The sequence below is a fragment of the Brevibacillus formosus genome (genome assembly GCF_003013405.1).
In the GTDB taxonomy this organism is placed as follows: Bacteria; Bacillota; Bacilli; order Brevibacillales; family Brevibacillaceae; genus Brevibacillus; species Brevibacillus formosus.
Genome location: NZ_PXZL01000010.1, coordinates 52,691 through 75,900, shown reverse-complemented (window position 1 = coordinate 75,900; position 23,210 = coordinate 52,691). Strand labels below are relative to the sequence as shown.

At 48.7% G+C, this 23,210-nt stretch carries 22 protein-coding genes and 1 riboswitch; of the genes, 5 read left to right on the top strand and 17 right to left on the bottom strand.

Features of this window, described 5'->3' with window-relative positions; all coding sequences use genetic code 11:
• Positions 1 to 35: 35 nt before the first annotated feature.
• From C7R91_RS10295 to C7R91_RS10255, 8 genes are all read right to left on the bottom strand, one after another.
• The gene (locus C7R91_RS10295) at positions 36 to 884 is read right to left on the bottom strand and encodes an energy-coupling factor ABC transporter ATP-binding protein (protein WP_047073203.1); all 849 of its coding nucleotides are present in this window, start codon (positions 882 to 884) and stop codon (positions 36 to 38) included.
• On the bottom strand, positions 884 to 1,678 hold the full coding sequence (gene cbiQ / locus C7R91_RS10290) for a cobalt ECF transporter T component CbiQ (protein WP_047073205.1): 795 nt from the start codon (positions 1,676 to 1,678) through the stop codon (positions 884 to 886). Before cbiQ ends, C7R91_RS10295 begins: the two co-directional genes overlap by 1 nt.
• Positions 1,675 to 1,959, bottom strand: coding sequence for an energy-coupling factor ABC transporter substrate-binding protein (locus C7R91_RS10285; RefSeq protein WP_007718520.1), 285 nt, complete (start codon positions 1,957 to 1,959; stop codon positions 1,675 to 1,677). Before C7R91_RS10285 ends, cbiQ begins: the two co-directional genes overlap by 4 nt.
• Positions 1,956 to 2,720 carry an energy-coupling factor ABC transporter permease gene (locus C7R91_RS10280; RefSeq protein ID WP_047073207.1) on the bottom strand — a complete coding sequence of 255 codons (765 nt, stop codon included), beginning with the start codon at positions 2,718 to 2,720 and terminating at the stop codon, positions 1,956 to 1,958. The genes C7R91_RS10285 and C7R91_RS10280 overlap by 4 nt, the downstream gene beginning before the upstream one ends.
• 144 nt (positions 2,721 to 2,864) lie before the next feature.
• Positions 2,865 to 3,058: riboswitch (cobalamin riboswitch) on the bottom strand.
• Positions 3,059 to 3,192: 134 nt separating this feature from the next.
• The gene (locus tag C7R91_RS10275) at positions 3,193 to 4,284 is read right to left on the bottom strand and encodes a quinone-dependent dihydroorotate dehydrogenase (protein WP_047073209.1); all 1,092 of its coding nucleotides are present in this window, start codon (positions 4,282 to 4,284) and stop codon (positions 3,193 to 3,195) included.
• Between the two features lie 385 nt (positions 4,285 to 4,669).
• Positions 4,670 to 5,794 (bottom strand): alanine dehydrogenase, encoded by a 1,125-nt coding sequence (gene ald, locus C7R91_RS10265; protein WP_047073211.1) that lies wholly within the window; start codon positions 5,792 to 5,794, stop codon positions 4,670 to 4,672.
• Positions 5,795 to 5,925: 131 nt separating this feature from the next.
• A complete protein-coding gene (locus tag C7R91_RS10260; protein WP_047073214.1) occupies positions 5,926 to 7,164 on the bottom strand; it encodes a PucR family transcriptional regulator in 1,239 nt (412 codons plus the stop codon).
• A gap of 81 nt (positions 7,165 to 7,245) precedes the next feature.
• Entirely contained in the window at positions 7,246 to 7,815 is a 570-nt protein-coding gene (locus tag C7R91_RS10255) for a helix-turn-helix domain-containing protein (RefSeq protein WP_047073216.1), read from the bottom strand.
• A 225-nt stretch (positions 7,816 to 8,040) separates the two neighbouring features.
• Between C7R91_RS10255 and C7R91_RS10250 the strand changes: the two genes are divergently transcribed.
• Both C7R91_RS10250 and C7R91_RS10245 read left to right on the top strand, forming a co-directional pair.
• A complete protein-coding gene (locus C7R91_RS10250; protein ID WP_047073218.1) occupies positions 8,041 to 9,342 on the top strand; it encodes an MFS transporter in 1,302 nt (433 codons plus the stop codon).
• 17 nt (positions 9,343 to 9,359) lie between these two features.
• Positions 9,360 to 10,346: an ornithine cyclodeaminase family protein gene (locus C7R91_RS10245; protein ID WP_047073402.1), complete on the top strand. Its 987-nt coding sequence runs from the start codon at positions 9,360 to 9,362 to the stop codon at positions 10,344 to 10,346.
• Between the two features lie 73 nt (positions 10,347 to 10,419).
• Here C7R91_RS10245 and C7R91_RS10240 read toward each other — a convergent pair whose 3' ends face one another.
• On the bottom strand, positions 10,420 to 10,773 hold the full coding sequence (locus tag C7R91_RS10240; protein ID WP_047073221.1) for a response regulator: 354 nt from the start codon (positions 10,771 to 10,773) through the stop codon (positions 10,420 to 10,422).
• A gap of 119 nt (positions 10,774 to 10,892) precedes the next feature.
• The gene (locus C7R91_RS10235) at positions 10,893 to 11,084 is read right to left on the bottom strand and encodes a hypothetical protein (protein ID WP_047073222.1); all 192 of its coding nucleotides are present in this window, start codon (positions 11,082 to 11,084) and stop codon (positions 10,893 to 10,895) included.
• Positions 11,085 to 11,257: 173 nt separating this feature from the next.
• Here C7R91_RS10235 and C7R91_RS10230 point away from each other — a divergent pair, with 173 nt between their 5' ends.
• Positions 11,258 to 12,268 (top strand): BMP family ABC transporter substrate-binding protein, encoded by a 1,011-nt coding sequence (locus C7R91_RS10230; protein WP_047073224.1) that lies wholly within the window; start codon positions 11,258 to 11,260, stop codon positions 12,266 to 12,268.
• Between the two features lie 5 nt (positions 12,269 to 12,273).
• On the top strand, positions 12,274 to 14,094 hold the full coding sequence (locus C7R91_RS10225) for a sensor histidine kinase (protein ID WP_047073226.1): 1,821 nt from the start codon (positions 12,274 to 12,276) through the stop codon (positions 14,092 to 14,094).
• Here C7R91_RS10225 and C7R91_RS10220 read toward each other — a convergent pair.
• Together C7R91_RS10220 and C7R91_RS10215 are read right to left on the bottom strand one after the other, a co-directional pair.
• Positions 14,091 to 14,891, bottom strand: a complete 801-nt coding sequence (locus tag C7R91_RS10220) for an alpha/beta hydrolase family protein (protein WP_047073227.1) — start codon at positions 14,889 to 14,891, stop codon at positions 14,091 to 14,093. The genes C7R91_RS10225 and C7R91_RS10220 overlap by 4 nt on opposite strands.
• A gap of 5 nt (positions 14,892 to 14,896) precedes the next feature.
• Positions 14,897 to 15,784, bottom strand: coding sequence for a LysR family transcriptional regulator (locus tag C7R91_RS10215; RefSeq protein WP_047073229.1), 888 nt, complete (start codon positions 15,782 to 15,784; stop codon positions 14,897 to 14,899).
• Between the two features lie 119 nt (positions 15,785 to 15,903).
• On the opposite strand from C7R91_RS10215, the gene C7R91_RS10210 reads away from it, so the two are divergent.
• On the top strand, positions 15,904 to 16,290 hold the full coding sequence (locus C7R91_RS10210) for a rhodanese-like domain-containing protein (protein ID WP_047073231.1): 387 nt from the start codon (positions 15,904 to 15,906) through the stop codon (positions 16,288 to 16,290).
• 53 nt (positions 16,291 to 16,343) lie between these two features.
• On the opposite strand, the gene C7R91_RS10205 is transcribed toward C7R91_RS10210, so the two are convergent.
• The 5 genes from C7R91_RS10205 to C7R91_RS10185 form a co-directional block, all read right to left on the bottom strand.
• The gene (locus tag C7R91_RS10205; RefSeq protein WP_047073233.1) at positions 16,344 to 16,757 is read right to left on the bottom strand and encodes a S1 RNA-binding domain-containing protein; all 414 of its coding nucleotides are present in this window, start codon (positions 16,755 to 16,757) and stop codon (positions 16,344 to 16,346) included.
• A gap of 127 nt (positions 16,758 to 16,884) precedes the next feature.
• A complete protein-coding gene (locus C7R91_RS10200) occupies positions 16,885 to 18,003 on the bottom strand; it encodes an acetate/propionate family kinase (protein WP_047073234.1) in 1,119 nt (372 codons plus the stop codon).
• Positions 18,004 to 18,065: 62 nt separating this feature from the next.
• A complete protein-coding gene (locus C7R91_RS10195) occupies positions 18,066 to 18,569 on the bottom strand; it encodes a VanZ family protein (RefSeq protein WP_047073235.1) in 504 nt (167 codons plus the stop codon).
• 110 nt (positions 18,570 to 18,679) lie between these two features.
• The gene (locus C7R91_RS10190) at positions 18,680 to 21,928 is read right to left on the bottom strand and encodes an efflux RND transporter permease subunit (protein ID WP_047073237.1); all 3,249 of its coding nucleotides are present in this window, start codon (positions 21,926 to 21,928) and stop codon (positions 18,680 to 18,682) included.
• Positions 21,921 to 23,168, bottom strand: coding sequence for an efflux RND transporter periplasmic adaptor subunit (locus tag C7R91_RS10185; protein ID WP_047073239.1), 1,248 nt, complete (start codon positions 23,166 to 23,168; stop codon positions 21,921 to 21,923). The genes C7R91_RS10190 and C7R91_RS10185 overlap by 8 nt, the downstream gene beginning before the upstream one ends.
• Positions 23,169 to 23,210: the final 42 nt, after the last annotated feature.

Here is a 23,210-nt window from a genome sequence, read left to right as displayed (position 1 = left end):
TTTGGGGTTAGCTTACCCGAAAGCGCCCACTCCATTCACCACACCCGCTGAACACTGAGCATTTTTCGCAGTTCGTCGACAGAACGAGGAATATTTCCGCCCAGTTCGCGCTTCCACTGCTCAGGCAGTGCTTCCCACACATCGACGAGCAGCGGCATCCCTAGATGAAGACTCTCCAGCATGGCCCTGTTTTCCAATGCCTCCTGCGGATCTCCCGCGAACACAAGCCTTCCTTTATCCATGATACAAATCCACTCTGCCCATTCAAAGGCAATATCCATATCATGTGTCGCCATCAAGACAGTCGTTCCTTGCCGATGAATAGCATCGAGTTCCCGCAACAAATTTTTGGTCTGATAGCGATCCAGATACGCAGTAGGCTCGTCCAACAGCAAAAGCTCGGGCTCCATGACCATGACCCCTGCGAGTGCCAGACGCCGTTTTTGTCCCAGGCTCAAATGATGAATCGGAGCTTCTGCCAGCTCTCTCAGCCCGAATGCATCCAGCACCCTTTCAACCTTTTCCCGGATTACGTCCACAGGCAGCTTCTGATTGAATAAACCGTAGGATATATCTTCTGCGACCGTGCTTGCGATCAACTGATGCTCAGGATCTTGAAAAACCAAGCCCACCTTTTGCGTCATCTCTTGCAATGCGGCTCGTTTGTAGACAAGCGGTTTCCCCTTCCACAGCACCTGTCCCTGCTGTGGCTCGATGATTCCGTTTCCATGCAAGAACAAGGTGGACTTCCCACAGCCATTCCGTCCCAAAAGGACACATTTTTTCCCCTCTGGAATCCATAAGGACAGCCCTGACAGGACGGGTTCCCGCCCTCCTGGATACTTGTACTGCAAATCGATGAACTCCAACAACCGTGATGTCATTACCGCCAACCTCCTGTCCACCACTCAAGCAGCACCAACAGCATACAGCCTGCGATTGACTCCCACTCATAGCGGCGCGAGCGAGCATGGGTATGAAACGAGAGCACCTGCATGCTCTCCCCGAAGCCTCTAGCCGCCATTCCTTTATGCAAGGCTTCGTATTTGCGCATCGCTCTGACAAACAATTGCGCGACGAGAACCCCTGCATCCCGAAGCGTCGCTCGGAAGCCGCGATGACCTCCGCGCGAACGTTGGGCAATCCAGAGCTGGTGAGAAATCGTTATTAACACAAAAATAAACCGATACATGATCATTAATAAGTCAGTCACAAGGACGGGCATACGAAGTCGGCGAAGCACCTGCAGGATTTCGGCAAACGGCACAGTAAACAAAATGAAAGCAAAGCAGGACAAGCTCGCCATGGTACGCCAAAATAAAATCCAAACTTTACTGAATGAGGACATCGGCACATAGAGCACATACGAACCCAGCTCCCATGCTGCCGCGACCTGGACCTGTACTTCTCCTGCTCTCGCCCCTTCTACCAATAAGGCAGGGAGCCCCGCCGCAAAAAATGAGAGTGACACAATCATAAAGGCAAAATAGATACGGACAGGAATCTGGGCATACACCACTACCCATACCGTCATCCAGACAACGACAGCCATCTGCATCCATACATGTCCCACCAGCACGAGCAGTAACAATGCACTCGCCAGCAATAGCTTATGAGCTGGCGGCAGACATTTCAGCCTGTTTTGATAAGAGAGAGAATCAAGCTGCAGCCCGTTCATTTTTTCCGCTTATCCAACCGACCTTTGTACAAGCCCACAGCGTAGCCAACCACTCCCGCTCCCAACGCCGCCTGCACCGCAAACAATAGACTTTCCGTCTCTCCCCCTGGCGGTTCTATCAGCGGTTGAAACCACGGTTCATAGTTCGGAGCGATTTCCTTGATCGCTTCCTCCGCCACACCGTCTGCGCCGCCAAATTCCGAATCCTGTACCAGCAGCAGCGGGACAATAGCCAGTACGATTACCCCCAAGAGTAAAAGCCAGTTCCATCCTTTTTTCACAGCGATTCCTCCCGTTTTAGCAAACGAAGCTGTGTAAGCTCTTTTGCGTTGTAAGATAACAACCAGTTCCAAACAAGAACGGTCAACAGACCTTCACTAATGGCGAGCGGTACTTGCGTGAAAGCAAAAATTCCTGCGAATTTGGCAAACGAGGCCAACACTCCGCCAGATTCAGCTGGAAATGCGAGTGCCAGTTGAATCGAAGTCACTACATAGGTAGCGAGATCAGCCAAAGCAGCAGCCGCAAAAACCGCCAGACGTTGACTTCCGCCCACTTTCATGATCATCTGATAAATTCCATATGCCACCAGTGGTCCTACTACTGCCATGGATACAGCATTTGCCCCTAATGTAGTCAAACCTCCATGTGCTAAAAGCAAGGCTTGAAACAAGAGCACCATGCTCCCTAACACAGACATCGCAAAAGGCCCAAACATAATGGCGCCAAGGCCCGTTCCAGTTGGGTGAGAACTGCTGCCTGTAACTGAAGGGATTTTCAGTGCAGATAAAACAAATGCAAATGCTCCTGCAACGCCAATAAGGAGCTTCATTTCGGGGTGTTCTTTTACAATTTTGTTAATCGAGCGAATCCCAAGAATAAAAAACGGCAAGAAGACAGCCCACCAAAATAAGGCCCAGGATAATGGCAAATACCCTTCCATGATGTGCATCGCGTGTCCTGTCTCTGGTTCATTGAGCAGGAAATACAGGACAAAGCCCGCGATCATCAGACAAGTAGATACGAGACGAGATCGATTCATGTTCATTCCTCCTTCACTGACTTTCGTTCTATTCCTCCAAACAAAAAAATCCCATCCATCAGTGGACGAGATGTGCACACAAAACAACAGACTGACTAGACAGCCTCATTGCCTCGTATTCACCGCTCCTTTCCGCGAAGGTTCTGTGGGTGTGGCTACTAGGTAGGTCTCCTGGCTTCCAGATCCATGCGCTCCTTGTCCTTCCCCATACGAAAATGAGTGGTTTCCTTCTCAAAGAGAGCTCCCTGGTTACAGTGGCGGGACCGCTCGGGACTTTCACCCGATTCCCTGTTACCCTTTATGCGTCACATAAAGGCACCTAACGCCGACAATATACAATTGACAGACAATTCATGTTTGTCCCACATCATTATACCGGATCACTACATAAATCGAAAGAATATAAGCAAAAACGCATAAGCCAATGACCCTCTACAAACGGCGCCATCGACCTATGCGTTACTTGTTCTATCTATTCTTTTGCGTCTACGCCAATTACTTCACTAATATGTTTAAAACCATCGCGTTGCATGAGCTTGAGCAGCTTTTTGTTGATTTGCTTGGCAATACCTGGGCCCTGATAAATCATCCCCGTATACACCTGAACGAGACTGGCTCCTGCTCGGATTTTCGCGTAGGCGTCTTCACCGTTATAAATACCGCCGACACCAATGATCGGTACCTTGTCTCCTACTTCCTGATAAATCTCCTTCACCCAAGCGGTGGAACGCTCCGTAAGAGGTCTTCCGCTCAAGCCGCCCGCTTCCTCGGCAAATCGATGACCGGAGACGGCCTCGCGTGACAGTGTCGTATTGGTGGCAATAATTCCGGATATGCCTTCTTCTACAGCAGCGTGAACAACATCGCGCATGTGCTCATCTGACATGTCTGGCGCTACTTTCAGCAAAATCGGCTTTTTCTTAATGGAACGCGCTTCCATTTCCGTTGCCTTTTCTCTTACTGCACGTACCAAATGACGCAAGCTCTCTGTTTCCTGCAAGTCACGCAGATTCGGGGTATTCGGAGAGCTGATGTTAATGACGAAATAGTGACCGTATGCGTAGAGCATGTCCATACATTTGCTATAGTCGATGGCCGCCTCTTCATTCGGCGTTACTTTGTTTTTCCCAATGTTAATCCCAATCGGAACATCTGAGTATGCGTAATCGACCAAATGCTGGGAAGCCAAATACGCACCGTGATTGTTAAAGCCCATCCGGTTAATGACAGCTTGATGTTCCGGCAATCGGAACAAACGCGGCTTCGGGTTGCCTGGCTGCCCCTGCGGCGTCAACGTTCCGATTTCCACAAACCCAAAACCAAGAGCACCCAACGCATGATAGACTTCTGCATTTTTATCAAAACCGGCTGCAAGTCCGACTGGATTCGGAAACGTCATTCCCCACAGCTTATTCTCCAACCGCTGGTCTTTTACCTGATAGATCATCTTCAGGATGCTTTTGCCTGGAGCAGAATCCTCCACCAGCCTTAAGGCACCAATTGTCTTTTCATGAATCTCTTCCGCATCCTGCTGGAACAGATATTTTCTTATGAGCTGATACATCGGCTGCACTCCTTACTCCGTTTCTACCTTTTTACCTCATAGTAGAATACCATACTTTTTCGAGAGGATGTAACCTTTATACGTGATACATATTTCCAATCAAGCAGGCAAAACCTAACAGCACCACCTTCCGCTTACCACCGAGGACCTCGTTATCAGGTCAATGTTCGACTAAAGGGGTTCGTTCGTGAAATGGTGAGTACGGTTACGCCTGCTTTCGTATAAAAAAGCTCCGAAGAACAGGTAACCCGGCGAAAATACGAAATACGCAAGCACAATAAGCTTACACCTTAATCCCTGACCCGCTTCGGCCGAATGAATAAATAAAAAACTGCTTGCCGTAAGCTCGGACAAGCAGTTTCTTCTTTTCTATTCACCGTTGAAGCTAGTTTTTCACCAGCAAAACTTCTTCAATAGAAGCATACGGCAGGTTATGCGCATCTGCGACAGCTTTGTAAGCTACTTTTCCGTCGATGACGTTTACGCCTTTTGCCAATGCTTTGTTGTCGCGAATCGCTTGTGCGTAGCCTTTGTTCGCCAATTGTACCGCGTAAGGAACGGTTACGTTGGTCAGGGCCAATGTAGATGTACGAGCGACTGCACCAGGCATATTGGCTACCGCGTAGTGAATCACACCGTGCTTCTCATAGGTTGGCTTGTCATGAGTAGTGATGCGGTCAACCGTTTCAATCGATCCACCTTGGTCAATCGCAACGTCTACGATCACAGAACCAGGTGACATCTCTTTAACCATGTCTTCTGTTACCAGACGCGGAGCACGAGCACCTGGAATGAGTACAGCGCCTACCAGCAAATCTGCTTTTTTCACAGCGTTTGCGATGTTGAAGGAATTGGACATCAGCGTCTGAACGCGGCCTTGGAACAGGTCATCCAACTGGCGCAGACGGTCTGCGTTTACATCGATGATCGTCACGTTTGCACCCAGTCCAAGCGCCATTTTCGCTGCGTTTGTTCCTACGATCCCGCCGCCGATTACGACTACCTCGCCTTTTGGTACGCCTGGTACGCCACCGAGCAGAACGCCTTTTCCACCGTATTGCTTTTCCAGGAATTGCGCGCCGATTTGAACGGACATGCGGCCTGCTACTTCAGACATCGGCATCAACAGAGGCAAAGCGCCATTGTCGAGCTGGATGGTTTCGTAAGCGATTGCAATCACTTTTTTATCGATCAATTCACGAGTCAATTCAGGCTCTGGTGCAAGATGCAAATACGTGAACAGAATCAGACCCTCGCGGAAATATCCGTATTCAGCAGGGAGTGGTTCTTTTACTTTCATTACCATGTCAGACGCCCATGCCTCTGCTGCTGTTTCTACGATCTCTGCGCCTACTGCCTTGTAATCTTCATTCGTAAAACCACTGCCTTGCCCTGCGCTTGTTTCTACACGAACCGAATGTCCGTTTTGTACCAGAGCAGCTACACCTGCCGGAGTAATGGCTACGCGGTTTTCATTATTTTTAATTTCTTTTGGAATTCCAACGATCATGATAAGTATGTCCTCCTTGGAAACGCCAATTTCTTTGCGGTTACTATTATTGTACAGCGTATCTTCGGGCATACTCCTTGGAGATTCCTTTAATTTTAGCATCTTTCCATTTGTGAAAATTCACAAACAAACTACTGTTCCCCATCTAATTTGGCTATTTTCAACTCTAAATATAAGGCAGCCCGCTGGTTCATATTGTCGAGGTCGACACGCATGATCTCCTCAATTCGTCTCAGTCGGTAGCTCAACGTATTGATGTGGATATGCAAGCGCTCTGCTGTCTTGTTGACCTTGCCAGCTGCATCCAAAAATGTTTCCAATGTCGTCAAAAGCGTGGTCTGGTTTTCGCGATCGTACTGTCTGAGCTTTTCCAGCCGTTCATTCTGATAGCCCTGCTCCTCTTCCCACTGCTTCAGTTGTAGTAGATATCGATATATCCCAAGCTCGTGATACCCGTGAACCCCTTCATTTTCCTGCGGAAACAGCTTTTTGATCTTGAGCGCATGCAGCGCTTCCCTGTAGCTTTTCACAATATCCGTATAAGACTTGTAATCTCTCCCGTACCCGGCAATCACTTGGCGTCCTTCCGTGACATGTGCTTCGAGCTTGCCGAGCGAGTCGGACAGGAACTGTTCCACCTTGCGAATGAGCACGTCACTCTTGCCTTTTTTTGCATCGGACAGACCGATCAATAAGATGATTTGCGAGCCGTCGACAACCCAGAGCAGCTTGTCACGCATTAATAACGGATACAAGTACTGGTCCAGACGGGCTCCTGCCGCTTCAATAATACAGATTAAATAAGAGGTCGGAAGCTGCATCTGCAAGATGTCCGCTTTTTGGCGAATGGCAGCCTCACTGCTGTGATTCCCCAGCAACAGCTCCCACAGAAATTCCTTGCGTCGCTGCTCCTCCGCCTTGCGTTTTCCCTGCCGCTGGATGAGACGTGAGACAGCTACCCGTGCAGCCTGACGTAGAATTTCATCATCGTCCCGGGTAATCGGCCGATTTACCTCTTGTGCCCAAATGTAACCGAGCACGTCGCTCCCTCTGCGAATGGCAATCGCCACGCGCTTCCCCAAGCCGATTTCGTCCTTGGCCGGGATGTGTACAGGATCGTCTTGCGTTAACAGCTCCTGGAATACGCCGTCCTTCCAGAGGCGCGTCAGCACCTTTTCCGGTACCCGTCGCCCCATGATGGTTGACCAGCGCGCCTCATCTGTGCTTTCTCCGTGTGAGCTGTAAGCAATCAGTTTATGATCGGCATCTTCAACCGTTATCGGATTTTGCAAAAGTTCTCCAATGACATCAGCTAATTCTTCGATATCAGCATGCTGATACTGTTGAAAATAGTTAGGCTCTACGGGCACACTTTCACCTCTTTACCGCTCTTTTCTACGCGTTCCTCTATTATAGTAGAAAACATGACTTCGCTAAACGCTCTCGCTCAATTAATAAGGAGCGGTCGGAATCATATCGCTGTCATGCGAATTGACACAAAGGAATCTGGTGACCTCACCTGTACGGTTCACCCAGTTGTGCGGCACGGATGAATCCATGTGAATACTGTCACCAGGGAACAAATCATGCTCCTCTTCCCCCAGCAAAAGTGTCAGCACACCCTCGAGGACGTAAATAAACTCTTGCCCCTTATGCACAAAAGGCGTGCCTTTTTCTCCATGCGGGGAAAGCGTGACGAGAATCGGTACCAGCGTCGGATTCGCCAAATCACCGGACAGATCCTCATACACAAAAGGCGCTTGCAAAAGCCCAGATCGTTCTTTGCTCGCCCTGCGCACTAGCTCATTCCCTTCACTCGACTCGCCCGAAAAGAAATAGCCTGGGCTCACTCCCAAGGCTTCCGAAATTTTTTTCAATGATTCCAGCGTAATGGAAGACTTCCCACGCTCTACTTGAGACAAAAAGCTGATCGACAGCTGTGTTTTTTCCGCAATTTGTTTAAGTGTCTTCTTTTTGCCGACACGAAGCGATTTGATTAATACACCAATGGTAGGTTCCATTTGCATACCTCGCCGTAAAAAGGATAGGTCTATCATACTCTTTCCTGAAAAAAGCTGTAAAGTTAGCATACGTATCAATTTTTACTATTGCTCGAAATTATATCGCATTTTATAATCTTTATTATTATCAGATTTGTAATCGCTTTATTTTCAAAAATTGAAGTGACACTTCACTCATGAATTGAAGTGACACTTCAATATCTACCGACAAAGGAGGATTACCCGATGGCATTACAAACACAAGCAGGCATTTCCAAAAAGGTTCAAAACAAAGCGTTGGTCGCGAGCCTGATTGGCAGCTCCATTGAGTGGTTTGACTTTTTTCTGTATGGAACTATGGCATCGCTCGTATTCAACAAGCTATTTTTTCCTTCTTCTGATCCAACTGTAGGCCTACTGCTCTCTTATCTCTCATTTGGTCTTCCATTTTTCATCCGTCCATTGGGTGGCGTGATCTTCAGTCATATCGGGGACAAAATCGGTCGTAAAAAGACGCTGGTCTTGACGTTATCGCTGATGGGAGGCGCTACTGTCTTGATCGGTCTGCTGCCTGATTACAATGCCATTGGTATCTGTGCTCCGATTCTTCTCGTGCTGATGCGTTTGATTCAAGGCTTGGGGATCGGGGGTGAATGGGGAGGTGCATTGCTTCTCGCCGTAGAGTACTCTGGCAAAGGCAGACGCGGCTTTTTTGGAAGTATCCCGCAAATGGGTGTAACGATCGGTATGCTGCTCGGTACGTTAGCTATTTCTTTAATGAGTGCGCTTCCCGATGATCAATTCATGTCCTGGGGCTGGCGAATTCCGTTTCTGTTGAGTGCAGCCCTTGTCTTTTTAGGACTCTGGATCCGAAATGGCATCGATGAAACACCAGCTTTTCAAGAAGCAAAAAAGACGGGGAACATTGCGAAGGTTCCCATCGTAGATACATTTCGCTACCACTGGAAGGCTGTTCTGATTGCCGTCGGAGCCAAAGTAGTAGAGACGGCGCCGTTCTATATTTTCTCGACGTTTATTATTGCCTACGCGACGAACTACTTGGGCTACGACCGAATAACGGTACTCAATGCCGTAACGATCGCCACATTAGTGACAACCATCGCGATTCCGTACATGGGCATGCTGTCAGATAAAGTAGGCAGAAAGCCATTGTATGTCGCGGGAACAATTGCGATGATGCTGTTTGCATTCCCTTACTTTTATATGCTGTCATTAAAATCAGCCCTCTGGCTTACCATCGCTACAGTCATCGGACTCGGGATTCTCTGGGCTCCGGTCACAGCCGTATTGGGTACGATGTTCTCCGAGATTTTCAGTACAAATGTACGCTATACAGGGGTAACGGTTGGCTATCAGCTCGGCGCTGCTTTGGCGGGCGGTACTGCTCCACTGATCGCTACTGCCTTGTTAAGCTCCTTTAACTCCTGGGTGCCAATCGCTTTTTACATCGTAATTTCCGGGGTTATTTCTCTCATTGCGGTCTCTGCTACGAAGGAAACAAAGGATATGGATTTGGACGAATCCTAATGGAAAGGATGAATGTCATGCTCGTATTAAGCCGTGAAAACATTGAACAAATCTACACGATGAAAGATTGCTTGGCAGATGTGGAAAACGTCTTCCGTGAGCATATACTGGGAAACGTCACCACCCCTGTTCGTACTGCCATCGACCATCCGAAATACGGAGCAACCAGTCTATACATGCCGTCCTATTTGGAAACGGACGATTATGTAGCCGTAAAAATCATCAGCATTTTCCCGGAGAATCACAAACACGATATCAAAGCACTCCAAAGCGTGATTGTTTTGACTGAAGCAAAAACGGGACAGCATGTGGCGATGATGGACGCAAGCCTGTTGACGATTATGCGCACAGGTGCAAGCAGTGGCGTTGCCACCAAATACTTGGCAAAAGAAAATGCGCAAAGCTGCGCTGTATTGGGCTGCGGGGCACAATCCATCGGACAGATTCAAGCCGTCATGGAGGTCCGTCCGCTGACAAACATTTATCTCTATAACCGCACACGTGAGAAAGCGGACGAAATGAAACAAACACTACTCTCCCTCTACCCGGAGTGGCAAGGCGAAATCACGGTTATGGATGATGCCAATGAAGCGGTAGCGAATGCCGAAATCGTGATTTGCAGCACCAAGGCTACCAGCCCGTTGTTTGATGGAACACGCTTGCGTCCGGGTACACATATCAATGCCATCGGTGCTTTTCTCCCTCATATGCAGGAGGTCGACTTGACTACCGTACAAAACAGCAAAGTCGTGGTCGATACACTGGAGGGAGCCCGGCATGAAGCAGGCGATCTGCTCATACCGATTGAAAGCGGAGAATGGAGCTTCGAGCAAATGCACGCTGAGCTGGGAGACATTCTGATTGGGAAAAAGCCCGGCCGAGAAAACGATGAAGAAATCACGCTGTACAAATCTGTGGGTGTTGCCTACTTGGATACGGCCGTTGCCAAAACGGTCTATGAACGGGCGAAAGCAAACGGCATGGGAACAGAAATCAGCTTGTAAATCTTCTCTTATAGAAAAACAGCCGCCCTCCCATCCGAGATTTGGCGGCTGTTTGCTGTTTGCTTTTTCCAGTTTACAAAAGTCGTGCGATTGCATCGAGAATCTGCTCTTTTTGAAAAGGCTTTACGACGAAATCACTCGCTCCTGTCCGCATCGCTTCCAGCACCTTCTGCCGGTGCCCGACTGCCGAGCAGATCAAAATTTTGGCGTCACAGTCAAAATCCAAGATGTGACGCATGGCTTCAATCCCGTGCATGTACGGCATGGTAATATCCATAGTGACAATATCTGGCTTGAGCTCCTTGTACTTTTCAATTGCCTCCAAACCATTGCTCGCTTCTCCACAAACTTCATGTTGTTCGCCTAACATATCCGTCAGCACCCTTCTCGTGAAGGCTGCGTCATCTACTATCAGCAATCGGGCCATGCAATCTTATCCCCTCGCATCTCGCTTGCTATTCTACTTCCTACTTTTGCAGAAATCGCAAGCCTTGTCCACGAGAGAAAATGACTTCTTTTGTCGAATATCGCGAATTCCGATCGGCATTAAGAAATAAATCCGATTCGCTCGCTGCTCTCATTCGAATCGCTATCGCTAGCGATTTCGGCTGTCCCTTTCGATGCCAAAGGGCTATCTGGTTTCGGATGTGGAGTTGTCTCTCCAATCTCCGGTCGATCGACCTGTGTAACCTCATCAGGAATATGAATCTGGGGGATTTCCACCATATCGTTTTCCATCGCGTGTACGCCTCCCTTCTGTTCCCTCTTGGCAGGGGGATATGTTCTCCATATGCTTAGCCTGTCCGTATCCCTTTTTTCCATGCACAACCCTCAGAGAACCGATATAATAGGCATGACGTGTATCTATATTTTCAAATGGATTATGCTTTTTTTCTATGGAGGAATCCCGCATGCCAAAGCTGCTGCCATTTCCCGTCTTATTTACCGGTTTGGTAGTCGGGCTGCTTTTGCTCATTACCAGTCAGTTCATTACAAGCATGAAGCATCTCGATAAAGTCATGAATAAAAGCAGCCATTCTTCTGACAAAGTGCGTGTCGCCCTGTTGCTGGAGGGTCCCACTTATGATCAAGGCTGGAACAGCAGTGCGCTGGAGAGTATGACAGAACTGCAAAAAAGATTTAACTTTTCACTCGAAATCGCCAATAATATAAAACCGGAGCAGATCAAAAAGGTGGCTGAGAAATATGCAGCCAACGACTATGATCTCATACTCGGTCATGGCCTCATCTTCTCTGATCCTTTTACAGATGTGGCGCTTCGCTATCCGAAATCACATTTTGTTTCCTTTAACGGAGAGGCTCCGCATCCAAATCAGACGACGATTCGTTACGATATGAAGCCTGCCGGCAAGCTCGTCGGTATCCTAGCCGCGAAAATGACGAAATCGGATAAAGTCGGATACATCATGGTAGACAAGCCCACAGAGTTAACTCAAGTAGAAGGCTTTATCGAAGGAGTGAAAAAGGCATCCCCTAAAACCACTATCATAGTCGGAAAGGTTCCTGATTTCAATGATATTGAGGGGGCCATTCGCACGACTCGCGACATGATTTCACAAGGTGTGGATGTCATCTACACCACAGGCGACAGCTTCAATCTCGAAGTGATTACAGAAGCGCAGCGCGCAGGAGTATTTACCATCGGATATATTGCCGATCAACGCTACATTGCGCCAGAATACGTGCTGGCCTCCATGATGCAGGATGTTCGTCAGTGCTACCGCATCATCATGGAACAGTTTATTCAAGGGAATCTCCCCAATGGAAAAGTTATGTACGGACTTGCCGAAGGGGTCAACCATCTCAGTCAATTCGGACACATGGTTCCAGCAGATGTACGTGAAGATTTAGAACGGGAACTGCAAAATCTCATTCCTTCCCGTGGCTCGTATGGAGGTTAATCAGCATGCCCCTTTTCAGCAATCTCGGATTTCAGAAAAAAATCATGCTCAGCTATCTCGTAATGATGCTTCTCATCGGTTGCGTAACGACCCTGTTCAGTTATCAAATGACCAAGGTCACCACCGATGAAGTGTATTTGACGCAAAACCTCTTACCGCAAACGAGTGCCTTATTGGAAGTCAAAAACCAGATATACACCAAGACGTATGCTTTGAACATGTATACATTGACACGCGACGAGTCTTACCTGGATCAGTACTATACCAATTTGATCGATACAGCTCGTTTTTCCTCGCTGCCCAAAACCGAGGCGAACAGTGGCTTGTTTACCATCATTGAATCGATATCTAAACTGGACTTTATTTTTTTGAACAAAATCAATCCGTTGCTGCAAGCAGGGAATGTTCCTGCCGTCAGCTTTGTCCTTACCAATGATGTACAGCCATTGCTCGACCGGTTGGAACGAGATCTGTCTTTTTCACTCAATCAGCTGGAGTATCAGACGAATAAAGAGTTTCAGAACTCGAATGAGAGCATCAAAGTTTCGTTGATCCTGACGTATTCGGTTTCCGTAGCCTCTATCTTGTTTGGGCTGTTTTGTACGTTTTACTTCCGTAATGAGCTGTTGCGCCCGATCCAGTCTCTGATGCAACAAGCCCGTGAAGTATCAAAAGGAACATTCGGTCAGCAAATCGTCTATACCCATCAAGATGAATTCCTTGAGTTGGCGCAGGAGTTCAATAAAATGTCGAGTAGCATCGCCAATTTATTCGCACTAGACGAAAGGCAACGGCAAATTTTGACCGAAGAAAAAAACATCCGGGAGCAAATTTTAAATTCTCTGCCTGTTGGAATTATTACCCGCTCCCATGCGACAGTCGATCTTCATGTAAACCAGTTGGCCAAGCTTTTGGTCAAGCTCGACGATCACGGCTACCCCGTGTCCAAGGATTCCTTTGAAGCACCCACATCCAATGAGCCGACTCCCTGGTTCGTCAATCGCAAAATGACCTTGTACAAAAAAGACGACACACCATTCATTGCCCTGGTCTCCTACATCCCTTTGCACAATCATCATCACGATCAGGAAACCGGGTGGATGGTCGCCTTCTTGGACATTACGGAGCAGGAGCAAATTCAAGAGTACTTGAATCAATCCGAGAAGCTGGCCATGGTCGGTCAGCTAGCAGCTGGAGCAGCTCATGAAATTCGCAATCCGCTAACGGTCATCTACGGCTTTATTCAGCTACTGGAACAGCGTCTATCGAATCAAGAGCGCGATTTGTACTATTTACCCTTGATCTTGCAGGAAATTGAACGGGTCAACCGCATCGTGACGGAGTTGTTGATGCTCTCCAAACCATCCAAGCCCGATTATCGCGAGGTTCCGCTAACCGGTGTCATTCATTCGATTCTTCCCTTGATGAATGCCGAGGCTATGCTACATGGGATTGAAATCGTAGACCGCTGTGATCCGAGCATTCGCATTCACGTCGATGTCGAGCAATTAAAGCAAATCCTGTTAAATTTAATGAAAAACAGCATTGAAGCCATGAAAGACGGCGGCGTTCTCTCCATCGAAAGCCGCCTGGATGATCAAGCAGTCCATATTCATGTCAGTGACACGGGGGAAGGCATTCCCCAAGAATATCTGGTGCGGATATTCGATCCGTTCTTCTCCTTAAAAGAGGATGGGACAGGACTGGGGCTGCCGATTTCGCGGCGAATGGTCGAAAACCACGGTGGGGAGCTGCACGTGAACAGCAAGCTGGGAAAAGGAACGGAAATCATCATTACGCTGCCGCTTATACCAAAAGAAGATTAGGCTTGCGCATCCAGCCAAGCGAACATCTTGCGCGTATACATCTCCATATCTTCCCCGACAAACAGATGGCTGGCCCCTTGCGCCAGCCATTTTTCATACGGTTTACCTGCCCGCGTCAGCGCATCTGCCAATTTATGAGCATGCTCCACTCCCACATTCTCATCTTCCGTTCCATGTATGATCAGCACAGGGCAAGAAATCTCGTCCATCCGATACAAAGGCGTCCGATAGCGGTAAGCATCCTCCTGCTTACGCGGATGACCGATGATTCTGCGCAGCATCCTTCTCAGATCAACCCGCTCCTCATAGGTCAAAAACATGTCGCTGACACCACTCCATACGACGCAAGACAGCATGCCCTTGCACTCCATTGCGGCAAACAAGGCCATGATGCCACCGCGTGAAAAGCCGTAGACGCTGATTCGCTTCTTGTCTACCTTCTCCAGATTGCGGAGCAATTCAAATGCGGCAAACACATCATGCCTGTCTGCCCCACCGAATTCATCCCGGCCCTCACCGCCTTCATTGCCACGGTAATGAGGAGCGAGGATCACGTAGCCAAAAGCAGCCATCTGACTGATTCTCTCGGGTCTGACGCGTCCCACTCCTTTTATCCCGCCTCGGCAATACAGGAGAGCCGGCAGACATGCCCCCTCCTGAAAATAAGCCTCTGGCACAGCCAATGCAGCTTTTACCAGCAAATCCTGACTGTAGTAGCTGACGGTATAGAGCCGCACTCCCGGATAGACTGTCTCCTCAGATGTACATGCGACAAACGGTGAAACATCTAGCTGCATCCTGCTCACGATTCCTCTCTCTGTGATCTCGTAATCGTATCCACAAGCTCCACCATCGAAGGTGACAGCCATTTCTTTTTATGATAAACAAGCTGAATGGAAAACGGCGGCTTATCCGACTGAAACGGGATGGCTGCGAGCACCCCTTCTGTGAGCTCTCTCTTGACTGCCATGAGCGGCAGCAATGCCACACCCAAGCCACAGCGTACACACTGCTTGATCGCTTCCGGATTGCTGAATTGGCAGGCGATTCGCTGGGTCATCCCTGCCTCACCAAAAGTCTCCAGCAGCATGCCCCGATACGTACAGCCTTCTTCGGTCAATACAAGCGGCTCCCCGCCCAAATCATGGACAGTGAGTGCAGTTGCTGTTGTGAATCGATGGGTGGGTGGCATGACGATCACCAAATCCTCCTCGCGAATGACGTGGGTGACCAACTCTGGGTCTGTACAAGGGCGATCGAAAATGATCCCGAAATCGAGATAACCATCCCTGATCTGTTGCACAATTTCTGCTTCCCCAGCCGTCCGCAATACTAAATCAACCTGAGGATATTGCTGGCAAAAAGCCTGCAAATACGGCGGCAGAAAGAACGCCGCCAGTGTATCGATCGTTCCAATGGCAATGGGACCTGTCGTCTGTTGCTTGATCACTTCTTTAGATTCCCCATACAGACGAATCAATTCCCGTGCGTACGGAAGCAAGGCTTCTCCTGCTTGCGTCAGTCGCAGCTTGCGCCCGTATCGTTCAAATAGCGGCGCTCCATACGACTGCTCCAGCTTTTGCATTTGTGCCGTTACAGTTGGTTGAGCATAGCCCAGTTCTTCTGCTGCCCGTGTAAAGCTCCCATACCGGGCTACTTCACGAAAAGTATGTAAATAGACCAGCTCCATCCCAGCTTCCTCCCATAGAAATCAGTAATGATCCTCATTGAATAGTATAGATAACTGTGATGATTGCTTCAATGCTATGCTGTGTACATCACCATCACATGTAACGAGGAGGATTGGATATGTCCCTTGTTTTGCAAACACCCGCCGCGTCACCTGAAGTAGCCCGCACTCATTTTCTCGACAAGCTGTCTCTTGAGACAGATGTTTCTGATGTATGGAGTGACATCCAGAACCGTGTGGAGGGCTTCTACATCCTGGATGCTCGCAACGAGAAAGCGTATCGGGATGGTCACGTTCCCGGTGCTTTGAATCTCCCCCATTCGCTTATTTCCGCTGAAACGACGGCTGCTCTGGACCCGACCCAGCTCCTGGTCGTCTACTGCTGGGGTCCCAACTGCAACGGTGCTGCAAAGGCTTGCGCGAAACTGGCCGCTCTCGGTTTCCGAGTAAAAGAGATGCTCGGCGGGATGGAATACTGGGAAAAAGAGGGGAATCCTACGGAATAGAAAACGCAAAAAAGGACGGGAGCTGATCCCGTCCTTCTTAGTTATCGCAAGGCTTAGTAGCCGCGTTTTGCGTTCTTTTTGTTGATTGTCGCAAGGTTCTCTTCGCTGTGCTTCAACCATTTTTTCATTTTGTCTTCGAAAGAAGCTCCGCTATCTCGTTTTGCATTCCCTCCGCGGTCGCCTCCACGATATCCACCACCACGGCGCTCTTCACGTTCCGGACGCTCAGGCGCTGGGAGTGCTGCGCGAACCGAAAGCGAGATTTTACCTGCATCATCAATGGAGAGTACTTTTACCTTTACTTGTGCCCCCACGGTAAAGTGATCATTGATATCCTTAACAAAACCGTTTGCTACTTGGGAAATGTGGACCAGCCCCTGCTCGGTTTCGCTGACTGCTACGAACATCCCAAACGGTTTAATCGCTGTCACTTTTCCTTCGATGATGCTTCCCACTTGTACTGCCATCCAGTTTGCACTCCTTTTATTTTTTCAGAAAAATGGTGAGAACCTCAAACCAGAAGCCTCATTCTCTTAGTATAGCAGAGAAATTCCAATACTGAAAAGCCTATTCTTTCTAGGTACATATTCCAAGCTAGTTATATCCCAGTTCGAATGCATCCATTGCCATGACAAGTTCTTCATTTGTCGGGATTACCATGACTTTTACCGGAGAGTATTTCGTGCTGATAAATGTCTCACCTTTGCTGGTGCGGTTTACCTCACGATCCAGGTTTACCCCGGCAAATTCAAGACCAGAGCACACCAATTCACGTACGGCAGCACTATTTTCTCCAACACCTGCTGTAAAGATAATGCCGTCGACTCCATTCAGTCGAGCAAGGTACAGTCCCACATGCTTATGCAGAATAGTAGTAAACAATTCCAATGCAAGTTTGCTACGGAGATGTCCCTCTTCTGCTTTTTTCATAACGTCGCGCAAATCATTGGATACACCCGATACGCCCATGAGACCGCTCTTGTTATTCAGAATCTTAATAGCGCCTGCCGTGTCGGTCTTTTCAATTTCCTCAATGTACGGGATGATACCTGGGTCAATGTTTCCGCTGCGCGTACCCATGGACAAACCTGCCAACGGTGTCATCCCCATCGAAGTATCATACGATTCACCATTTCGGATCGCCGTGATACTTACTCCGCTTCCGATGTGGCAGCTGATCAGACGAAGCTGCTCTTTCGGGCGACCCATCATTTCTGCTGCACGGCCCATGACATAGCGGTGAGATGTTCCATGGAAACCGTATTTACGAATACCGTATTGCTCGTAGTATTCATAAGGCAGTGCGTACAAATAAGAGGATGGTGGCATGGTTTGGTGGAACGCTGTATCGAATACAGCTACGTGAATCAAATCAGGAAACAGACTTTGAGCAACTTCAATCCCGGTCAGGTTAATGGGGTTATGAAGCGGGGCAAAACGGGACAGGTTACGAATTTCTTCTTTTACTTGGTCATTGACAATAACGGACTGCTTAAATGCTTCTCCGCCGTGGACAACACGATGGGAAACGATATCTATCGAATATTGTTTGAGGGATTCAAACACTCCCCGAATAGTATCTTCATACTGGTCACGCTGGATTTGCTCCAAATAATCATGCGCAATCAATGTCTTGGAAGGCATTTCATAAAGCTTGTACTTCACCGAAGAACTTCCGCAGTTCAGTACAAGGACATTCATTTTTTCTACCACGATCTAATCCACTCTCCAATCGTTCATCACAGCCTTCTATCCCCATAGGATGGATAGGCTTCCTACATTTTATAACGATATGCTCTTCGTGAATACAGGTAATTGAGAGCAATTATCAACAACATCGTGACAGATCCAGATGCATCGAGCAAAACATCCTGCACCATTCCGGTTCGATCCGGTGTAAACGTCTGGTGCCATTCATCCAAAACAGCCGTCATCACACTACAAAAAGCGCTCCAGGGCAGTGCTTGCCCAAATGAAAGTTGATGCGAAAACACGCGATACCAGCTAAAAGCCAAGAGGGCAAAAACAGTAAAGTGTGTCCCCTTCCGTATCAGGAACTCTATAAAACCAGCGGCCCCCTTTTCTTCCAGGCTCACATCCTTGCCACCGTAAGGAATGGAAATGTCGCCTATACGGTTCTGCAAGCTCTGTTCGTCCACTAGCTTGTCTATCGTTCCTCGCATGTCTTGCTTGGCGTAGGGCTGTGAAGAAGAAATGAACAATCCGAGAAGAATAGCAATCAAAAGCAAGTAATCCCATACTTTCCGATATCGACGCACGTGTTTGCTACCCCCTGCTTTCGATTCTCTTTCCTATCTTACCATGACGCATGCCTGGTTAGTCGGTTACAGCTACGTGAACGATTGAAAAGAAAAAACGCCAACCTATTTTAGCGGTTGGCGTCATGTGTAGAAGAAGAAAGAGGCAGGAAGTCCTCTTGTACAGGCACATACTCCCGGGAATCGCGGTTCGCGGCTTCGGCTTGCCCTGTTTTTGGTGAGCGAGCTTGTTCCCGTTTTCTTTCTTTGAAATCGCGGCGACGTACTTGGTTGTTTTCCCACCAAATCCGCAAATGACGGGCGAGGATCGGCAAGGACATCTCAGAATGGGCAGCCTGTCTTTGCACAGCTGCAAGCTGCATCCCAGGAAGGAGTGCCACCGTGGCAAAAGCCCCCATTAGTATGCCAAACAACAATACGCTGGCGAAGGACGCAAACGAATCATTCCCATTACCCAAGCCCCCAGCAAGCGGAAGGCTGGCTAACGCGATCGCCAAATATATCCCCGCTTGATTGAGCATGGTGCGTTTGGCACCCAGCTTGATACCGTCCCAAACTCGCTCCTGTTCCGCTTGGGCCTTGTACAGCTCATCCATCGTAAGAAGTGCCTGCAAAACTATGACGGCAATGGCAGCCACCATACCATAGAAGCTCATAATGTTCATCGGTCGATCCAACCACAGCAATCCCAGCGCAAAGCCTCCAGACAAGACTGGCAAGAGAACGAGGGCAAATAATCCATCGCGCGTTCTGCGTTGCAAAAGCAAGCTCATGACAAGTACGAGAGCAACCAGACTGCCAATCGTCAAGAATCGGCTGCTCCAATCAACCTTGTTGAGCTTTTCCTCCTCCAATTTCTTCAGCTCATTGTCGTTATATACCGTGTAGCCTTCGGGCATCGTCACCTTTTCTTGCATGGAATAAGGAATGATGTAAGACCACAGCTCAATTCGACTTGGGTCTGAGACGGCACTGCTTACCTTGAATACATACAGTCCATCTTCCCGTTGATAAACGGGCGGCTCACTGCCGATCGACCAATCTACCAGCTCAGATAATCGCACACTACCTTGTGATGTTCGAATCAAAATATTTTTCACTTGATCCGGATAGTCCATCCACCCGTCAGGGAATCGGACGTGGATAGGTACCTGACGCTCATTCCAATAGACACTGCCAGCTGTTTTTTCTCCCAAATAGCTCTCCAGTTGTCTCTTGATCTCCTCCTGCGTAATCCGGTAGCGTGCCAGCATCTCCTGTTTTGGACGAATATCGATAAAGGTCCCCTCTGCACCTGAACCAATTCTTTCATCTGTTACAAGTTCTCGCCCTTCTTTATCCTTTGCACTCTGTTTTTCCATGAATGCCAATACTTCATTGGCAATGTTCTGTGTCGTTTGCAAGGAAGGTCCCATGATCGTCAAGACGAGACGAGTTGCCTTATCTTTATTAATGACTAGCGCAAACGGATCTGTCTGAGGAATATCTCGCAGCTCTTTGTCCAGCACTTTTTCCAACTCTGAGACTGATTGCGTCCAATCGTATTTGTCCACGAGCTTTAGTTGAAAGCTCAAATTCTCTTCGGAGGCAATTGTATAGACATCCCGGACTTCGTCAATGGCGAGCAAACGCTCCTCAGCTATTTGTGCTGCTCGCATGGCCTCATCGATGCTGCTTCCCTGCACCATTGGCAAAGAAAGCGACTTGTCCCCATAATCAAGCTTGGCGTACGGATCTACAAGAATAAATGACTTGAGCAAAAAGACAAAGACAAGCGAGGCAACCAGTGTGATTCCATAAGGCAAATACCCTTGTTCCACCAGTCGTTCCCAGCGATTTTGAAAATAACTTGTCACTTTATTGGCGGCCCGTGGTGTTTCCTCCTCTACTCGTTCGGAAGCTTCCAGCCACGTTCCGGTCAGGACCGGCGTGATAAATCCATAGACAAGAATAAGAGCAAACGTCCCCAGCAACAGAACGGGCCAAGCATCGTACAAGACAACCTTGTCTTCTGCCTTGAGGAAATCAGTGAAAACGACACCTGTCCAACAGGCTGCCACTACCATAACCGTGAGCAAAAACGGCTTCATCAAACCCCACGCTACTTGCAAACAACGAATAAACGAGTACGAGGGCAACCCTGAAAACTGATGAAACAAAGCAGAGCTTGCTCCTGTGAACAGTAGTGAAAACAACACGAGTGGTCCAAGCGTGGAGAGCGTCAAAGGGATTCCCCAAAGCCACATGCCTCCAAGTACACTGCCGACCGCTAAAACGTTTGCCAAAAGCGCGAGTACAGCCCCTGCCCATTGCTTTCGGGTCAGATACAAAAAGAGCGAACAGATGATGGCAGTTAGAGCAGCCAGTGTTCCGAGCTGTCTTAATGCGGCAGTGATTGTCTGCGCGTCATCACGAAACAAATCGAGGCGGTACTTGCCACCCGAAGCCTGATTCAACTCACCAACCGCTTCCTTTACTTGCTTGCTGATTACAGGCAATTGCCCGACATCTGCTGCGTACACCGTGATTCCTAAGGCAGGCGAGCCTCGATACATCCCGATTTGTTCGCCTTTACTCCCGCGTCGATCACGAATGTCAGCCAACGTATGTAATGGCACGTATCCTTTATCGGTGGAGATCAGGTGCTTACCCAGATCTTGCAGCCCTTCCGATTTACTTGTCCATTGAATGATGGTTCGATCCTTATCAGTTCCAACAGAGCCTACCTCTTCCCCAACAACATCTGTCGGCAGTTGCGATAGAACATCAGCAGGTGTGAGCCCATAGGCGAGTAAGATAGACGGTCGGAAAATGATATCTACCTGCTCCTTCAAGGCTTGCTTGTCCATCTCGATGCGAGCGATTCCAGGCAGATTGATCAATTTGTCGTAGACGGTATTTTGGGCAATGTCAGACAAGGTTTGCAAGTCCGTGCCGTACAGGACATAAAAACCAATTTTGCTATCTGCCAGATTGCTTTGACTGACACTCCACTCCTGCACTGGCAGCTGCTTCGTGATTTCTCCCAGCTTCTTTTCCAACCGTTCCTTGTAATCCGAACCGATTTGTTCCGATGTTTTTACAGTAATAACTGCCGACCCTGTCCGAGATTCGGAAGCAATCGTAAGCACACTGCCCAATGAACGTACCGATTCCTCTACTTTTCTCGCGACCGATTCGTCTACCTCCGCAGAGGAGAGCTTGGCTGCTGAGAGATTGATTGTGTATTCAGGCACAGACCGATCCGGAAACGTCTTAATATCCAGCCACAACCAAGCTCCCACCGCAAGTAGACAGCAAATGACCGCCAGGATGCGGGCGAAGGAGGGGATAATCGATAAAAATGTCTTGTTATTCATCCGCCACCTTCACCGCCTCACCATCCACTACATACGACAAGCCTGAAGCAACAATCTGGTCACCAGGCACGAGACCTTCCACTACTTCATAGAAGGTTCCTTGCAGTGCCCCCACTTTGACAAACGTCTTTTCCACTGAATTTTCATTGATTTTCATGACGTAATATTCTTCATCAGAGACACCGATGCTACTAACAGGAACGAGCGCAACATTTGACGCCGGCAACGGATACTGACATGTGACAGTCATGCCGCCCTTCCACGCTACATTCTTGCCGTCTACGGTCACCTCGACTGGATAAGACCCCAAGCTGGTATCCATAACAGGTGAGACAAACGTCACTTTTCCTTCCGCTTCACTGCCGTCTGGAGCTTTCACCTTTACCACTTTACCTGCCTGCCAATGGGCGATTTGCTCCCTTTCTACTTGGAGCTTGACAAGCCAGGAGCTCGTATCGACCATCCGAATGACCTCTGTCCCAGGTCCAGCTTGCTCCGAGGCTGTCTTGGAGATCGCTGCAACCACGCCTGTAAACGGAGCTTTGATCACTGCATCAGCCGCTTCCTGCTTCGCTCGGCTCAATTGAACATTGGCCTGCTGGACGCTTGCATTCGCTTCTTCGATATCCAGTGGATCGGCACCCTTCAGCAGGTTGTTGTACCCCACTTGTTCTTCTTCCAGACTCAGCTCAGCCTGTCGCAGTGCAGAGGCCAGCTTGTCTTTTTCATCTTTCGAGATGGCTCCATTCGCATACAAAATCTCCGCTTTGGTGAGCTCGTCGCGAGCTTTTTGCATCTGTTCTCTCGCTTTTTCTACCTGCAGCTTCTTGGTTTGCACCTCATGACTCTCCGGCCCCTTGGCAGCCTTTTCCCGCTTGATGGCAGCACTTGCTACCTGTCCTTGGGCTGCATGAATTCCTTGCTGCAAGGCCGTTCCGTCTAATGTCGCCAATGTCTGCCCCGCCTTGACAGTGGCTCCCTTTTCAACAAGAATGCCTGAAATTTTGCCTGAGGCACCAAACGATAAAGCCAGCTCCTGACGCGGCGCCACTACACCTGCCACTTCCATCAGTCGCTCATCCTTGCCGTTCTCCACTGTATACGCACTTACCGTTTTCAGCTTGATGACCGTATCTTCTTTCGTTCGTTTCAGACTTGAGACATCCTCATTTAGCTTTTCGCACCCTACGAGCAGCAGGACCACAACCGTGAGACTTATCCATTTATTCGTATTTTTCATTCCTGCAACCCCACATTTCCCCCGAATCTTCCTAATACTAAC

Bases quoted from the DNA above. Each gene is read 5' to 3' on its own strand.
- C7R91_RS10210 (WP_047073231.1), top strand. From the start codon at position 15,904: ATGTCCCTTGTTTTGCAAACACCCGCCGCGTCACCTGAAGTAGCCCGC.
- cbiQ (WP_047073205.1), bottom strand. From the start codon at position 1,678: ATGAACGGGCTGCAGCTTGATTCTCTCTCTTATCAAAACAGGCTGAAA.
- C7R91_RS10250 (WP_047073218.1), top strand. From the start codon at position 8,041: ATGGCATTACAAACACAAGCAGGCATTTCCAAAAAGGTTCAAAACAAA.
- C7R91_RS10185 (WP_047073239.1), bottom strand. From the start codon at position 23,168: ATGAAAAATACGAATAAATGGATAAGTCTCACGGTTGTGGTCCTGCTG.
- C7R91_RS10205 (WP_047073233.1), bottom strand. From the start codon at position 16,757: ATGGCAGTACAAGTGGGAAGCATCATCGAAGGAAAAGTGACAGCGATT.
- C7R91_RS10225 (WP_047073226.1), top strand. From the start codon at position 12,274: ATGCCCCTTTTCAGCAATCTCGGATTTCAGAAAAAAATCATGCTCAGC.
- C7R91_RS10240 (WP_047073221.1), bottom strand. From the start codon at position 10,773: ATGGCCCGATTGCTGATAGTAGATGACGCAGCCTTCACGAGAAGGGTG.
- C7R91_RS10190 (WP_047073237.1), bottom strand. From the start codon at position 21,928: ATGAATAACAAGACATTTTTATCGATTATCCCCTCCTTCGCCCGCATC.
- C7R91_RS10235 (WP_047073222.1), bottom strand. From the start codon at position 11,084: ATGGAAAACGATATGGTGGAAATCCCCCAGATTCATATTCCTGATGAG.
- C7R91_RS10220 (WP_047073227.1), bottom strand. From the start codon at position 14,891: ATGCAGCTAGATGTTTCACCGTTTGTCGCATGTACATCTGAGGAGACA.
- C7R91_RS10230 (WP_047073224.1), top strand. From the start codon at position 11,258: ATGCCAAAGCTGCTGCCATTTCCCGTCTTATTTACCGGTTTGGTAGTC.
- C7R91_RS10295 (WP_047073203.1), bottom strand. From the start codon at position 884: ATGACATCACGGTTGTTGGAGTTCATCGATTTGCAGTACAAGTATCCA.
- C7R91_RS10245 (WP_047073402.1), top strand. From the start codon at position 9,360: ATGCTCGTATTAAGCCGTGAAAACATTGAACAAATCTACACGATGAAA.
- C7R91_RS10275 (WP_047073209.1), bottom strand. From the start codon at position 4,284: ATGTATCAGCTCATAAGAAAATATCTGTTCCAGCAGGATGCGGAAGAG.
- C7R91_RS10280 (WP_047073207.1), bottom strand. From the start codon at position 2,720: ATGAATCGATCTCGTCTCGTATCTACTTGTCTGATGATCGCGGGCTTT.
- C7R91_RS10215 (WP_047073229.1), bottom strand. From the start codon at position 15,784: ATGGAGCTGGTCTATTTACATACTTTTCGTGAAGTAGCCCGGTATGGG.
- C7R91_RS10255 (WP_047073216.1), bottom strand. From the start codon at position 7,815: ATGGAACCTACCATTGGTGTATTAATCAAATCGCTTCGTGTCGGCAAA.
- ald (WP_047073211.1), bottom strand. From the start codon at position 5,794: ATGATCGTTGGAATTCCAAAAGAAATTAAAAATAATGAAAACCGCGTA.